Genomic DNA, 14740 nt, shown 5'->3' on the forward strand with positions numbered 1-14740 from the left:
TTAGTTTTTAAAATAAGTTTTATAAAAACGCTTCGGATATCCCGAAGCGTTTTTTATTTTTATATAATACCAATTAAACTTAAATGACAACTTTTATTTTTGATGTTCTAAAAGATTTACAAAATAAAAATGAGAGTCTTTCCGAATTAACCTTTATTCTACCAAGTAAAAGAGCTGGACTGTTTCTAAAGCATCAACTCTCTAAAGTTGTTAAACAAACGATTTTTTCGCCTAATATAATAAGCATTGAAGAGTTTGTAGAAGACTTATCGCTACTTAAAAGTATATCGAATACAGAGCTTCTTTTTGAGTTTTATAACGTTTATATTACATTAACCAAGAGCCAAGAAGCAGATTCTTTTGAATCATTTTCAAAATGGGCTCAAATCTTACTTCAAGACTTTAATGAGATAGACAGGTATCTTATACCTCAAAAAAACATTTTTGATTATTTAAGTGCTATTCAAGATTTAAACCACTGGTCTTTAGAAGATAATAAAACCGATTTTGTTAAAAATTACCTATCATTTTGGAAGAAGCTCCATAACTATTATACCTTGTTTACAAAACAACTTATAACTAAAAAAATAGGCTATCAAGGTTTAATTTACAGAGAAGCTGCTAAGAATTTAAAATCTTATATTAAAGATAATCCCGAAAAACAACATGTTTTTCTAGGATTTAATGCTTTAAATACTTCCGAAATAACCATCATAAAAGAATTACTTAAAAACGGTTTAGCAAAAACATACTGGGATATCGACAGTGTCTTTATAAACAACCAAAAGCATGATGCTGCATTATTTACCCGACAGCATAGAAATAATTGGGCGTTTTTTAAAAATAACCCTTTTAATTGGGTTACTACAAATTATTCAAAAGAAAAAAATGTGTCGGTTTTTGGCATTCCAAAAAATATTGGTCAAGCAAAATATATAGGAACTCTTTTAAATGATTTACAAAAAAAGAATTCATCATTACAGAATACAGCAGTTGTTTTAGGTGATGAAAATTTACTTATTCCAGTATTAAATTCGCTTCCACCAATTGTTGAAGCGCTTAATATAACTATGGGATTCCCTTTAAAATCTATCCCCATAGCTTCTCTTTTCGAAGCCTTATTTCATTTACATAAAACACCGTCAAATACATTTTACTACAAAGATGTCATTAATATTATATCACATCAATTTATAAGACCTTTATTTTATAATAAAGAGATAGATTTCGCAACAAAAATAACTGAGACAATTGATACTAACAATTTAGTCTACTTAACTACAGAGCGTTTAAAAGACCTAGCAAGTAATTCTCATAATATCATTGATTTATTGTTTTCAAATTGGGATAAATCTGTTGATACAGCTTTAAAGAATTGTTCTCAATTAATATTACACATTAAAACTTTTTTGGAGGACAAAAAAGATTCTAATTTATTATCGTTGGAATATTTATTTCGTTTTAACGAACTGTTCAACGAATTAACCCGTTTAAACACTACATACCAACACATTAAAGATATTTCGGCACTGTATAGTGTTTATAAAGAATTGTTAAGTTCTGAAACTTTAGACTTTCAAGGAGAGCCTTTACAGGGGCTCCAAATTATGGGGATGTTGGAATCTCGTGTTTTAGACTTCGAAACCGTTATTATATCATCTGTTAATGAAGGTATTCTTCCTTCCGGAAAAACCAATAATTCATTTATTCCTTTTGATGTTAAAATAGAAAATAATCTGCCTACTTATAAAGAAAAGGATGCTGTTTATACCTATCACTTTTACAGGCTTCTACAGCGTGCTAAAAATGTTTACATCCTTTACAATACCGAGGCAGATGTTTTGACAGGAGGTGAAAGAAGTAGGTTTATAACACAATTAGAGCTAGAAGGTATACACCATATGAATCATCAAATTATAGCACCCCAAGTACCTATAATTGAAACGTCGCTAAACGTTGTAGATAAAACAACCTCAGTTTTAAACGAGTTAAAAAGAGTCGCTCAAAAAGGGTTTTCTCCATCATCTTTAACCAACTACATAAGAAACCCAATAGATTTTTACTACCAGAAAGTATTAAAGATAAAAGAGCACGATAATGTAGAAGAAACCGTAGCTGCAAATACGTTAGGAACTGTTGTACATAATACACTTGAAGATTTTTATAAGCCACTAGTAGGTGCTTTTATAACTGTAGAGATCATTCAGAAACTAAAAGCCAGTATTATAAAAACTGTAACACATCACTTTACAGATGTTTATAAAGAAGGAGATATTACTAAAGGCAAAAACCTAATAATTTTTGAAATAGCCAAACGCTATGTATCAAACTTTTTAGATTTAGAAATTGAGGGTTTAAAAGCTGGCAATCAAATAAAAATAATAGCTATTGAGGCTGATAATAATGTAGTAATCGATATTCCAGAATTGGATTTTCCTGTTACGATTACAGGAAAAGTTGATCGGGTTGATGAATGTAATGGTGTTACAAGGATTATAGATTACAAAACCGGTCGTGTAGAACAAAATAATGTTGAAATTGTGGACTGGGAAACTATAACAACCGATTACTCCAAATACAGTAAAAGTTTTCAGGTACTTACGTATGCTTATATGATGCAACTTTCGAATAATATGAAATTACCTGTTGAAGCGGGTATTATATCATTTAAAAATCTCAATAAAGGCTTTTTAAAATTCTCTAAAAAAGATAAAGCAGGGGCTTATGCCAAAAAAGAAGCCTTGATTACTCAAGAAACTCTTAATAACTTTAGTAAAGAATTAAAGCAACTCATTTTAGAGATTTGCGATCCCAATATTCCATTCACTGAAAAAGAACTATAAAATGATTAATAAGAAGATTAGTGCTATTGATGGTAAACATAACAAACCCATTTTAATTGATGTTACCTATACATCAAAAGAAAACAACAAACCCATTGTTATATTTTGTCATGGTTATAAAGGCTTTAAAGATTGGGGAGCCTGGAATTTGATGGCTAACACATTTGCAGAAGCTGGATTCTGCTTTATAAAATTTAATTTTTCACATAATGGGGGTACTGTTAATGAACCCATTGACTTTCCAGATCTGGAAGCTTTTGGGAATAATAATTACACAAAAGAATTAGATGATCTGGAGTCTGTAATTGATTGGGTTTTTGAAAACAAAGACATAAAAGATCAAGGAAATGTAAATAATATTAGTTTGATAGGACACAGTCGCGGTGGCGGTATTGTTTCAATAAAAGCAGAAGAGGATTCCCGTATTAAAAATGTAATAAGTTTAGCAGGCGTTTGCGATTTTGGCAAAAGAACTGCCACAGTGGGTGATTTAGAATCTTGGAAAAAAGAGGGTGTTAAATATGTTCTTAATGGCAGAACCAAACAGCAAATGCCTCATTACTATCAATTTTATGAAGACTTTGTGAAAAATGAAGCACGCTTAACGATTAAAAGAGCAGCATCTAATTTGAAAATACCACATTTAATTATTCATGGTAATGCAGATACCAGTGTTTTAATTGAAGAAGCCAAAAATCTTCATAAATGGAATTCCAATAGCAAACTGGAAATTATAGAAGGAGCCAATCATGTCTTTGGAGCATCGCATCCTTGGGATAAAAAAGAGCTCTCAGATCAGTTAAAAGAAGCTGTAAACGCGATAGTATTGTTTTTAGGAAATGGTTAAAAACATAAAAGCCTCACACTTCTGTAAAGCTTATTATTAGTGGAGAGGATCGGATTCGAACCGACGACCTCTTGACTGCCAGTCTCTACTTATAATATTACTCATTATTATATTTATTTTTTTAGCTGAATTTCAATAAGTTACACAGCATTAAATTTTGTATATGATTTCTCTTATTTTCATTTGTTTTTTAAAATGTTAAGCCTATGTTGAATCCCCAATATAACTTCATATTAATATGGGATAGCCCCTCTTGCTCGATTGGCTTGCTAAAGATGACTGCCTAAATAAACGGAATTTAGATAAAATAGGAACACATAGTTTACTGCGTTTTTATGTCTATAAAAGACTTTTAAAAAACTGGTCACCTGAACAGATTTCAGGTAGAATTAAAATCGATTTTCCAAATGATTCTGTGATGACAATATCGCACGAAGCAATCTATATGCACATCTACTCGCACCCACAAGCTAGTCTGAATAAAAAACTCATAAAGCTTCTTCTCTATTAAAAATCTACTATCGGAACTATCGTAGAGCGTAAATCCAGATATACCCTAATTATTGGTCTTAAAAACAGAACTATTAAATTTGTAACTAGAGCTTTTGCCAAGGAATTGAATCGTTTTGATAACCAACTAACAAAAACAATGACCTACGATAATGGAACTGAAATGGCTGGACCATAAATAGTTCGCTAAAAACACTAAAAAGGACATCTATTTTGCTAATCCATATCCCTCTTGGGAACGTGGAACGGATGAAAATACTAATGGGCTTATTAGACGCTATCTACCTAAAAAAACAGACTTTAAATATATAGATAATAAACAACTAAAAAGTATACAAAACAAACTTAATAACATACCTAGAAAGGTATTAGATTTTAAAATACCCATTGAAGTCTTAGTACAAAACTCTGTCTAATTTTTTCTTTCTAAAAAGCATTCAGAAAAATCTAGGTTTTTTGGAAAGAAAAATTAAATTTGTACTATAACTAATTAGCAACTTTTGTTGCGTTAAAGTCTTGAATGCACTGTAGTTGAATAAATATAGGTTAAAAATATTCGATATAATTATGTATATCCTAAAAAAATATCGCCACATAGGGCGACATTTTTATATTTGTTAATTTATCAAAACTAATTTATTAGTTAATCTTTAACTATAATTTTTTTAGTGGTTGAAAGAGAACCGTTATCTAATTTTAATAGATATAATCCTGATGTTAAATTATGATTAATTATATCATTTTCAATCGTACCTTTAAGTACTTGTTTACCTGTTATATTGTAAATAGTATAGTTAATTTCTCCTCCTAAAGTAGATTGAACATTTAACACGTTAGTTGATGGATTTGGATAAATTGAAAATGAACTATCTAATTCAAATGTAGAAGTATTTAATGTATTTAACACATCATTTGTATAAGTAAATAATTCTCTTCCTATATTATCAACTGTACTAACAAAATCAGCTTCAAAATAAAGTTTATGATTAAGCACAACAATATCATCAACTGAGTCAATTGTAGCAACATCTACTCCTTCAATATCTACTCCATCTGTTCTAAATAAGTAGTAAGCGCTACCACCAATTTTTCCAGTGTAATATAAATACCCATCACCAGGAGCAGCAAAATGAATTGGGTCATGATTACCAGGTATCCCAAATGGGCCACTAAGATCTGTTAAAGAGTCTGCTGCTGGGTCATATACATAAAGTTGATCACTGGCACCAGCATCACCTTCAAAAAATAATTTATCTTCCCAAGCATATAAATTTTTAACGGCATTAACTCCATTAGCTGTTGATATTTGTATTGTTCCGTTTGTGGTTCCATCAGTAACCCATAATTTATTATCAAACACAAAGTAAACCGAGTTTCCTAGTTTTGTTAAATAAGTCATAAGTTTATAATCATTATTTACACCACCATCATCACCAAAATCTTTAACCAATGTATAGCTTTCGTCAGTAATATTGTATGAATATAATTCTGGCCCAAGAGGAGTTTCTCCTGCTAAAATATATTCCATATTAAATAAAATAGTATTACTATCAAAACCAATATATTCAGACGCAAACCCAATGTCTACTGAACCTGACCCACTATCTGGTAGTTCTTTAAAGGTTGTGCCATTAAATTCATAATAAATACCATCTAATACAGTAAAATCACTATTCCAAATAAAAGATCTCATATAAGCTTTATTACCAACAACAATAGGTGTTCCTCCTTGGAAATTATTGCCTAATGATACTGTTCCAGCTTCTGTACCATCAGTAGTGTAGATGTTGTAACTAGTTGTTCCTAAGTCGTATGCTTGAAAATATAATGCATTATTTAATATAAAGAAATTGTTTGGGTCAGAATTACTACCAGCTCCATCAAGATTTTTTACTAACCTTGTTCCAGCTTCAGTACCGTCAGAAACCCATAGTTCTTTACCTACATCTACACCACCAGTATTAGATCCAGATGAATCATCTGCAGCAAAATAAATTTGTCCGTCAAATGCAAATAAATCTGTAGGAAAAGAATTTTGAGTACCAGAGTTATTAATGTCTTTTACAAGTGTGATCTGTGAGTTTGCCATACCTGAAAGTAATAGTATGGCATAAAAGTAAATTTTTTTCATTTTTATTAGTTTTAAAATTGTATTACTATTACGTTAGGTTATTCTTTTGCCCTTAGTTAATTTTTATTTTTTTTTCAAATTCTTATAACTAAATCTTGTGTTTTCTTTGTTTTATTGTTAAAAAATCATAAAATCGCTTATTTTGTTTTGTGTAATAGTTAAAAAGAACATACAAAAAGTAAAAGGCTTGTGTGTCTTTGATAAGGGTCTTTTAACATTTAATTATTGTGTAATAATAAGGTGTTTTTGTTTTAAGCAGTTTTTAAAAAATAGAAGAGATAATCATGTTGAAACTTATAAGTTATGTTGCTTAATTTCTATCAATTAATATTTTATTAATAGACTATGATTGTTATACTTGGTGTGATACTGAAAGTTTAGTTGCTAGTATATTGCCTCATAAGATTGAATTTGGTTTCCAAAAAAATATTTTGTTGTGATTTTGAGAAGAATATAAGTATTAAAAGCACTTTACTAGTGTAAGAATAGTTACTAAAAGTAGACAAAAATATTTTTAAAGAAGTTAGATTAAGCCAATGTATTTGCACATAGAGGAAAAGGAAATAGATTGTATTTATAAGGTTTTTGTTAACCATCATAAATAGTGCAGAGATTGATAATACAGTTAATATTATAGTTTTAACAAAAGCTAGGGAGATAATAAGTCGGTTACTGTTTATAACCAAATTTATAGGCGAAGAACAAAAATAAATTATCTTCTTTAAAAGCTTTTCGTATTTTTTTATAAGCGGTATACATATGAGATTCTACTGTCTTTATAGAAATGTCTAATTGTTCTGAAATTTCTTTATACTTAAGACCTTCAAACTTATTCAAATACAAAATCTCTTTGCATTGTTCTGGTAGTTTTTCTATTGTGTTTTTTAATTTAGTAATACGTTTTTCTAAAACTTCAGAGTCTTCTGTAATTCTCTCTCTAAGAACTTGTTCTTTAAGTTCATTAAAAAAAGCATCTCTTCTTTTTTGTTTTCTGTAAGTATCAATATAAGTGTTATATGTTATTCTGTATAAATAACTTTTAATAGATTTTTCAGTATTTATTTTTAATTTATTCTTCCAAAGTGTTATAAATGTTTGCTGTACAATATCTTCTGCTTCATGTAAATCGTGAGTATAGGTAACGGCATAATCTAAAAGTTTTTTATAATAACGCTCAAACAATATCCTAAATGCCTTTCTATTGCCTTTTTTAATACTTTTAGCCAATATAGAGTCGTTAGAGAGAGCTTTCAAATTAATTTTTTAATTTCTAATTAAAAAATGCAAATATGCTAAAAAAAAATAAAATTAGGCTAAGGGTAAAATAATAAATTAACGTATAGAATATACAAACTAAATTAAAACAAACAAATCATTGAAAAAAATAACAATAAAATATATAACAAATACAATCTCTTCAAAAGAGATAAGTGAGCTTAAAGTATTGTTAAGAGAAAAGAAAAACCAAGAACTTTTTAAAGACTATATAAAAGATTATTATGATATCCATACATTACTAAATAAACCAGATATAGATAGTGCCTATAAAAAAATATGGGATACAATAAATGAAAAGGAGCAACCAAGGCAGTATGTTTTACCAAATTGGTTTAAATACTCTGCTGCGGCTTTAATAGTTCTTATGTTTTCATTGTCTTATTTCTTTAAAAACAATCAAAAACCAATTAATAATTTAAATTCTTTTGAAGAAGTCGTAAGCCCTGGTGTTGATAAGGCTACTTTAACTCTTGAAGATGGTTCTAGTGTTGTATTAGAAAAAGGACAGTATTATAACACAGAAAAGGTTAAAAGTAATGGAGAGCAAATAATATATAATAAAAAAGGAAGTGCTAGCATATCGTACAACTACCTTACTGTACCAAGAGGAGGTAAGTTTGAGGTAAAGTTAGCAGATGGTACGCAGGTTTGGTTAAATTCTGAATCAAAATTAAAATACCCTGTAACCTTTAAAAAAGGAGAAACTCGTCAAGTAGTACTTGTATATGGGGAAGCTTATTTTGATGTGTCTCCTAGCAAAAATCATAATGGAGCAACTTTTAAAGTTGTGTCTAATTTGCAAGAAGTAGAAGTGTTAGGTACAGAATTTAATATAAAAGCTTATAAAGATGAAGAAAGTGTCTATACCACTTTGGCCGAAGGTAAAGTGTCTGTAAGAAATGAAGTTTTTAAAGAAAAACTAAAAGTAGGTGAACAATCTGTTTTAAATGAAGTAAAGGGTAATATTAAAATTCAAACTGTTAATGTTTATAATGAAACAGCTTGGAGAAAAGGTATATTTTCTTTTAAAAATAAACCTCTAAAGGATATTATGAAATCTTTGTCTAGATGGTATGACATAGATATAATTATTGAAAATAAAAAACTTGAAGATATAAGATTTAATGGTGTCTTAAGTAAAAGTATGAATTTAGAAGAGATTTTAGAACCTATTAAAAGAAATATTAATCTGAATTATAAAGTGTATGATAAAAAAATAGTTCTGGAATAAAAAAAGAGACGAAGTTTATACCGCTCAAAGTAAATTAACCTCATCCCTTAGATTTAAATACATTAATTAAATGAATAACTAATACTTTACAAATTTATGAATTTTAATTTTACTAAAGAATCTTACTTTTTTAGGAAAACGACAAAAAACTTTATTATGAGAACAACACTGTTGTTGTTTTGCTCTACCGTTTTTAGTTTAACACCCATTGATATTATTTCTCAGAATGAAAAAGTTACAATTAAGGAGGACAAAATAGTTACCGTTGATGAAATCTTTGATATTATTCAGTCGCAAACAGATTATACTTTTATATACCGTTCAGATCTTTTTAAAGATTTTCCTTTGGTTACTTTAAATAAAGGTACTATTAAGGTGAAAGATTTACTATCTAAAGCTGTTTCTAATGTAGATTATCATTTTGAACTACTTAAACATAATACAATTGTAATAGAAAAAGAAGTTTCAAGAATAATACAAGAGGCAATTACTGGAAATGTTACTGATGAAAACAAGTTTCCTTTAGTTAATGTAACTGTTCAAATTAAAGGGACTAGAAAGGGAGTTTTAACAGATTTCGATGGTAATTACAGTATTACAGGTCTTAAGACTAATGATGTGTTAATTTTTTCTAGTATGGGATTTGAAACACAAAGTATAAAGGTAGACGACAAAAAAGTGATAAATGTTGTTTTAAAAGAGTCTGATAATGAGCTAGATGAAGTAGTAGTTGTATCAGAAAAGAAAATAGTTAATACGGGATATCAAGCGGTTTCAAAGGCAAAATCTGTTGGTTCTTTTGAATCTGTAGGTGCCGAAGTAATAGAAACTAAATTTCAAACAAATATTTTAGAAAGATTAGAAGGAACTATAAGTGGGTTATCTCTGTATAGGGGAGACCCAGTGATTAGAGGTGTTTCCACATTTTATGGAGAAAGCTATCCTTTAATTGTTTTAGATGGAGTGATTTATGAAGGAGAATTAGAGTCTATTAACCCTAATGAGATTGAGAATGTTTCAGTTTTAAAAGATGCTTCAGCAGCTTCGATTTACGGTGCTAGAGCTGCAAATGGAGTTATTGTGGTAACGACTAAACAAGGTGTTGTTGGTAAGCCAACTTTTAGCTATAGATCATCATTTCAAATAGAGCCACTGCCAAGTCGATCCTATCAAAACTTAATGACATCTCCAGAATTTGTTGATTATCAGGTAGATATTTTTAACACCATAGCTGATCTTAATGAAGATATGTTGGGATCAAGAAAAAATTCAAGGTTAGCTTTAGATGAAGTTAATACATTATTGTATGATCATCTTGGTGGTTTGATTTCAACAGATTTTTTAAATTCAGAATTAGATAGACTTAGGGGGTTAGATGGATATGATCAAATTGTAGATGAGTTATTAACTCCAAAATATACACAACAGCATAACCTTTCATTAAGAGGTGGGTCTAAAACCCATCAATATGCATTATCTTTTAATTATACAAGTAATGGTTCTTTTGATAAAGATAGACCTAATGAAAGACTAGGGCTTAATATAAAAAATTATTTTAAAATAAACGATTGGCTTAATTTTGATATGTCTGTTTTAGGTAATTATAATTATGTAGGTTATGATGTAGGGATTACTGGGATTAATTTCATAAGTCCCTCAAGACTTCCTTATGAAGTGCTTAGAGATGAAGATGGAAATCCGGTTGAATGGAATCACATTTATAGCCGTAGCTATAATGAAGAACGTATTAAACTAGGTTATTTAGATCTATCGTATTATCCTTTGAATGAATTGAAGGAAAAAAGCATAACAACTAAAATTCCCTCTGTTATTATAAATTTTAAAACAAATATTAAGCTTTCAGAAGCATTGGGTTTAGAATTAAGAGGCCAAAAAGAGATTGGTAAAAGCCGTAGTGTAAGGTATTCTTCAAAAGACAGTTATACTGTTCGCAATTCGGTAAACAATGAAACTGAAATAATAGATGATAAAATTATTTATAATATCCCTTATGGAGATCAAATTTCTGAATCATTTAGAGATAGGAGTTCATATACGTTACGAGCGCAACTTAACTACTCTAAGTTATTTAATAAAAAACATGATGTAAATTTACTTCTAGGAGGAGAAAGAAGACAAGTAACTACTGATTCATATGGATTTACACGTTATGGTTATGATCCTGATAATTTAACTTTTGCTGATGCTAATGAGTTTACACCACAAGCTGCTTACAGAAGTACAGATGATAGGTATATATCTGTTTACGGAAACGCTTCCTACATGTTTGATGATAAATTAGGAATTAATGTAAGTGCAAGAATAGACGAATCTAATGTCTTTGGTAAAAACCCTAAATATAAATATCGTCCGCTTTGGTCTTTTGGGGCAAACTACATTATAGATACAGAACCTTTGTCATGGCTTAATAGATTAAAGTTTAGAGCTACCTATGGAATAAGTGGTAATGTTTTTGATGATGGTGGGCCATATGCTTTGGCAATAGTTTCTGATGATAATGATGCAGGAGAAACATCTGCTATTATACAGTCTCCGCCAAATGAAGAGTTGAGATGGGAGCAAACGAATATAACCAATATAGCTATAGATTATGAGTTGTTTTCTAAGAAATTAAAAGGTACTATTGAATTTTATAATAGGAATACCACAGACGCTGTTGCATATGTAGATTCAGATCCTATTTTAGGTTGGACTAGACTTCCTAAAAATTATGCTTCATTAAATAATAAAGGTATTGAATTTCAATTTAATACACAATTTATAAATACTGATGACTTTAGATGGAATGGTAATTTAATCCTTAATTACAATAGAAATAAAGTTACAAAGTTTGTTGAACAATATACTTCATTAGCACAAAATTATCTTGATGAGAATCAACTTAGAGAAGGTCAAGCATTAAATACACTTTATTCTATTCGCTATGCTGGCTTAAATGAAAAAGGAGCTCCATTAGCTTATAAAGCAGATGGTACTATTGTAGAGAATTATCTTGAATTAGGTCTGGAAGATTTGATAGATGAAGGAACTTATGATCCTCCATATCATGCATCATACACTAATAATATAACTTATAAACAATTTGATTTGTCTTTTCTTTTTATTTATTATGGAGGACATGTTCAGAGAGATGTAGCCGCAGGTCATTATTCAACCTTTAAAAATCCACATGACCTAACTGGTAATTTAGATAGGATACATTTAAATTATTGGAAAAAGCCAGGTGATGAGGATGATATATATACAGCTCCAGCACTTCATTGGGATAATCAAGATAATCCTAATTATGTTGAAAGTGCTCAAAGAAATATATGGACATATGCAGATATACATGTTCAAAAGGCAAATTACGTGAAGTTAAGAAATATAACTTTAGCGTATAATGCGCCTAAAGCGATCTTAGAAAAAATTAATTTTTCTAATTTGAGATTAACTTTTGATGTAAGAAACCCATTTAGATGGTCAAATAATAGAAATAATCTAGATCCTGAAGCTTGGTCAGAAGACGGTAGCAGAGGAACTGCGGTTATGCCAACATATACTTTTGCAATTAATTTAAACTTTTAAAAATAATGAAACATATTTATAAAATAGTACTAGCATTACTAATTATTTTAAATTTTTATTCTTGTGATGAGTTCTTAGAGCTAAAACCAAAAGGAGAATTTATACCTAGAGAATATGAGGATTATGTGTTTTTATTGAATGATCCAAATCTTATAAACCAGTTAGAATTGGGCTATGTTAATCTTTTTACGGATGATTTAGAAAAACTTGTAGACTCAGGTTTGCCTCTTGACGTTGGTTTTAATGATACCCCAGAGTTTGGTGTAAATTATTATTATTTTAACTCTGGACCTACGCATCCACAAGATGAAAATGATGAATTTTTCACATCATCTTATCAACAAATTTATACGTATGATTTTGTGGCAAGTGATGTGATGGAGGTTACAGATGCATCTGAAGAAGAAAAATTAGCTGTTAGAGCAGAAGCCTTATTTGGTAGAGCATACAATTATTTTAAATTAATAAATCTTTATGCAAAAGCCTACGATCCTGCTACAGCTAGTACAGATTATGGTGTGCCTCTAATTTTAGAAAGTAATATTTATGCAGAGTACGGTAGGAATTCTGTAGAAGAAGTTTATAATCAAATAATTAATGATTTGTTAGAAGCTACCTCTTCTCTTCCCGTAACTGCCTCAAGTAATTACCACCCAACAAAAGCTTCTGGTTATTTACTGTTAGCTAAGGTATATTTATTTATGGGGGAATTTGATACTGCACTTACTTATGCAAATTTAGCTTTAGATAATAAAGAGACTTTTGAATTGCAAGATTTAAAAAAATACATTGCTGGTAGAGGTGAATGGGAAGAAAGAATTAAAAACGAGACTACTAAAGAACTGATGGAAGAGATGGTAGATATATCAGAAAACATGTATATCAAAAAATCGTTAACTAATTTTGATGCCATGGCTTTTGCGACAGAAGAGTTAGTAGCTATATATGAAAAAGATTTACCAAGTGGTTCAATAGATAAACGTAGAGAATTGTATTTTGACACTGATAGATCTGAATTTCAAATTTTTGCATTTATTGATTTTCCTGGTAAGACACTTTTTGCAAGCTTTGTGAGAAGAAATGTAGGAATGTCGTTACCAGATTTATATCTTATTTTAGCGGAAGCAGAAGCTAGGGTTGGTAGTAAAGATAAAGCCATGGAGTATATAAACTATCTTAGAGATTATAGAATTACCAACAATGTGCCATTAACAGTGGCGACAAATGAAGAGGCTTTAATAAAGGTTTTAGAAGAAAGAAGAAGAGAGTTTAGTTTTCGTTCTGATTTTAGGTTTGTGGATCTAAAAAGGCTTAATAAAGAACCTGCCTTTGCTAAAACAATAACTCATACTATAAAAGGTGTTGATTATACATTACCACCAAACGATCCAAGGTATATTTTACCACTTTCTAACGATGTTATACAATTTAATCCAGATATGCCTCTATACGATAGGTAACCAATAGAAAATCAGTATATGAGAAATATATTTATAATTTTAGTAACAGCATTATTATTTTCATCATTTCAAAAGCCTCAATATGTAATTAATGGTGTTTTTAAAGGCGGTGAAGGAAAAGAAATAGTATTAGAAGAACTTTCTAATTTAAGAGTTGTAAAACGTTTAGGTTCCGCTCATGTAGATGCAAATGGCAAATTTACTTTTACAGGAGACGCTTTTAGCGAAATTAAAGAAGCCAGATTATCAATTGTAGGTACAAGGTTTAAAGAAGATTTTATTATTGAAGATGCGGTTGTTATTGATGTTAATATTCTAGCAAAAGTTGTTACAGAGAAATACACAAAATATCTTTTTGATTTAGATCGAGGAAAAGAAGATGCTGTATATGCGAAGCTTAAAGTCAATTATAAAGATAGAAGAACTGTGTGGGGAGGCAAAAGTAATAGAGTAGTGGTAGCAAATAGAGAAGGAAAACTAAGTGATGAAGACTTAAAAAAAACGCGAGCAAAATTTGATGCCGATTTTATTGATGAAACGCTTAATATTTTAGCTAATTATTCGGATAGTTTTGGAGCTTATTTTTATATAAAAAACTATATGTTACGGTTTGATCCGCTACCTGTAGTTGAAAAGGCATTTAACAACCTGTCTGACCGTATTAAGAACTCAAAAGAAGCAATGGTTTTTAAATACGAGGTCGAAGAAATCAAAAGATCATTTGTAGGCGGTACCCCTGATGATTTTTCCATTCCTTCATTAGATGGAGGAGAAACTAGTTTGTATCAATACAGAGGTAAAGTATTGTTGATAGATTGTTGGGCAACTTGGTGTGGCCCCTGTATTAAGGAA

7 protein-coding genes and 2 pseudogenes are annotated in these 14740 nt (G+C 29.8%); 7 read left to right on the forward strand and 2 right to left on the reverse strand.

The features are described 5' to 3' along the window. Positions 1 to 83: 83 nt before the first annotated feature. The 3 genes and pseudogenes from Q4Q35_RS06220 to Q4Q35_RS22475 form a co-directional block, all read left to right on the forward strand. Positions 84 to 2843, forward strand: a complete 2760-nt coding sequence (locus Q4Q35_RS06220) for a PD-(D/E)XK nuclease family protein (RefSeq protein ID WP_303277082.1) — start codon at positions 84 to 86, stop codon at positions 2841 to 2843. Position 2844: 1 nt separating this feature from the next. Then, positions 2845 to 3690: an alpha/beta hydrolase family protein gene (locus Q4Q35_RS06225; protein WP_303277083.1), complete on the forward strand. Its 846-nt coding sequence runs from the start codon at positions 2845 to 2847 to the stop codon at positions 3688 to 3690. 253 nt (positions 3691 to 3943) lie between these two features. Beyond that, positions 3944 to 4616: pseudogene (locus Q4Q35_RS22475) on the forward strand (IS30 family transposase); the annotation flags it as partial. Positions 4617 to 4843: 227 nt separating this feature from the next. Here the strand turns inward: Q4Q35_RS22475 and Q4Q35_RS06230 are convergent. Then, a complete protein-coding gene (locus tag Q4Q35_RS06230) occupies positions 4844 to 6331 on the reverse strand; it encodes a T9SS type A sorting domain-containing protein (RefSeq protein WP_303277084.1) in 1488 nt (495 codons plus the stop codon). 669 nt (positions 6332 to 7000) lie between these two features. Continuing rightward, complete coding sequence (locus Q4Q35_RS06235) at positions 7001 to 7585, reverse strand: RNA polymerase sigma factor (RefSeq protein ID WP_303277085.1); 585 nt, start codon at positions 7583 to 7585, stop codon at positions 7001 to 7003. Positions 7586 to 7706: 121 nt separating this feature from the next. Here Q4Q35_RS06235 and Q4Q35_RS06240 point away from each other — a divergent pair, with 121 nt between their 5' ends. From Q4Q35_RS06240 to Q4Q35_RS06255, 4 genes and pseudogenes are all read left to right on the forward strand, one after another. After that, on the forward strand, positions 7707 to 8840 hold the full coding sequence (locus Q4Q35_RS06240; RefSeq protein WP_303277086.1) for a FecR family protein: 1134 nt from the start codon (positions 7707 to 7709) through the stop codon (positions 8838 to 8840). Between the two features lie 156 nt (positions 8841 to 8996). Next, positions 8997 to 12428 carry a SusC/RagA family TonB-linked outer membrane protein gene (locus Q4Q35_RS06245; RefSeq protein WP_303277087.1) on the forward strand — a complete coding sequence of 1144 codons (3432 nt, stop codon included), beginning with the start codon at positions 8997 to 8999 and terminating at the stop codon, positions 12426 to 12428. Between the two features lie 5 nt (positions 12429 to 12433). Continuing rightward, positions 12434 to 13888 carry a RagB/SusD family nutrient uptake outer membrane protein gene (locus Q4Q35_RS06250; protein ID WP_303277088.1) on the forward strand — a complete coding sequence of 485 codons (1455 nt, stop codon included), beginning with the start codon at positions 12434 to 12436 and terminating at the stop codon, positions 13886 to 13888. 18 nt (positions 13889 to 13906) lie between these two features. Further along, a pseudogene (locus Q4Q35_RS06255) lies at positions 13907 to 14740 on the forward strand (hypothetical protein); the annotation flags it as partial.

Source organism: Flavivirga aquimarina (assembly GCF_030540835.1).
In the GTDB taxonomy this organism is placed as follows: Bacteria; Bacteroidota; Bacteroidia; order Flavobacteriales; family Flavobacteriaceae; genus Flavivirga; species Flavivirga aquimarina.

What these genes read in the sequence shown, in the direction of transcription:
- Q4Q35_RS06245 (WP_303277087.1), top strand. Translation starts at nt 8,997, where the DNA reads ATGAGAACAACACTGTTGTTGTTTTGCTCTACCGTTTTTAGTTTAACA.
- Q4Q35_RS06250 (WP_303277088.1), top strand. Translation starts at nt 12,434, where the DNA reads ATGAAACATATTTATAAAATAGTACTAGCATTACTAATTATTTTAAAT.
- Q4Q35_RS06230 (WP_303277084.1), bottom strand. Translation starts at nt 6,331, where the DNA reads ATGAAAAAAATTTACTTTTATGCCATACTATTACTTTCAGGTATGGCA.
- Q4Q35_RS06220 (WP_303277082.1), top strand. Translation starts at nt 84, where the DNA reads ATGACAACTTTTATTTTTGATGTTCTAAAAGATTTACAAAATAAAAAT.
- Q4Q35_RS06225 (WP_303277083.1), top strand. Translation starts at nt 2,845, where the DNA reads ATGATTAATAAGAAGATTAGTGCTATTGATGGTAAACATAACAAACCC.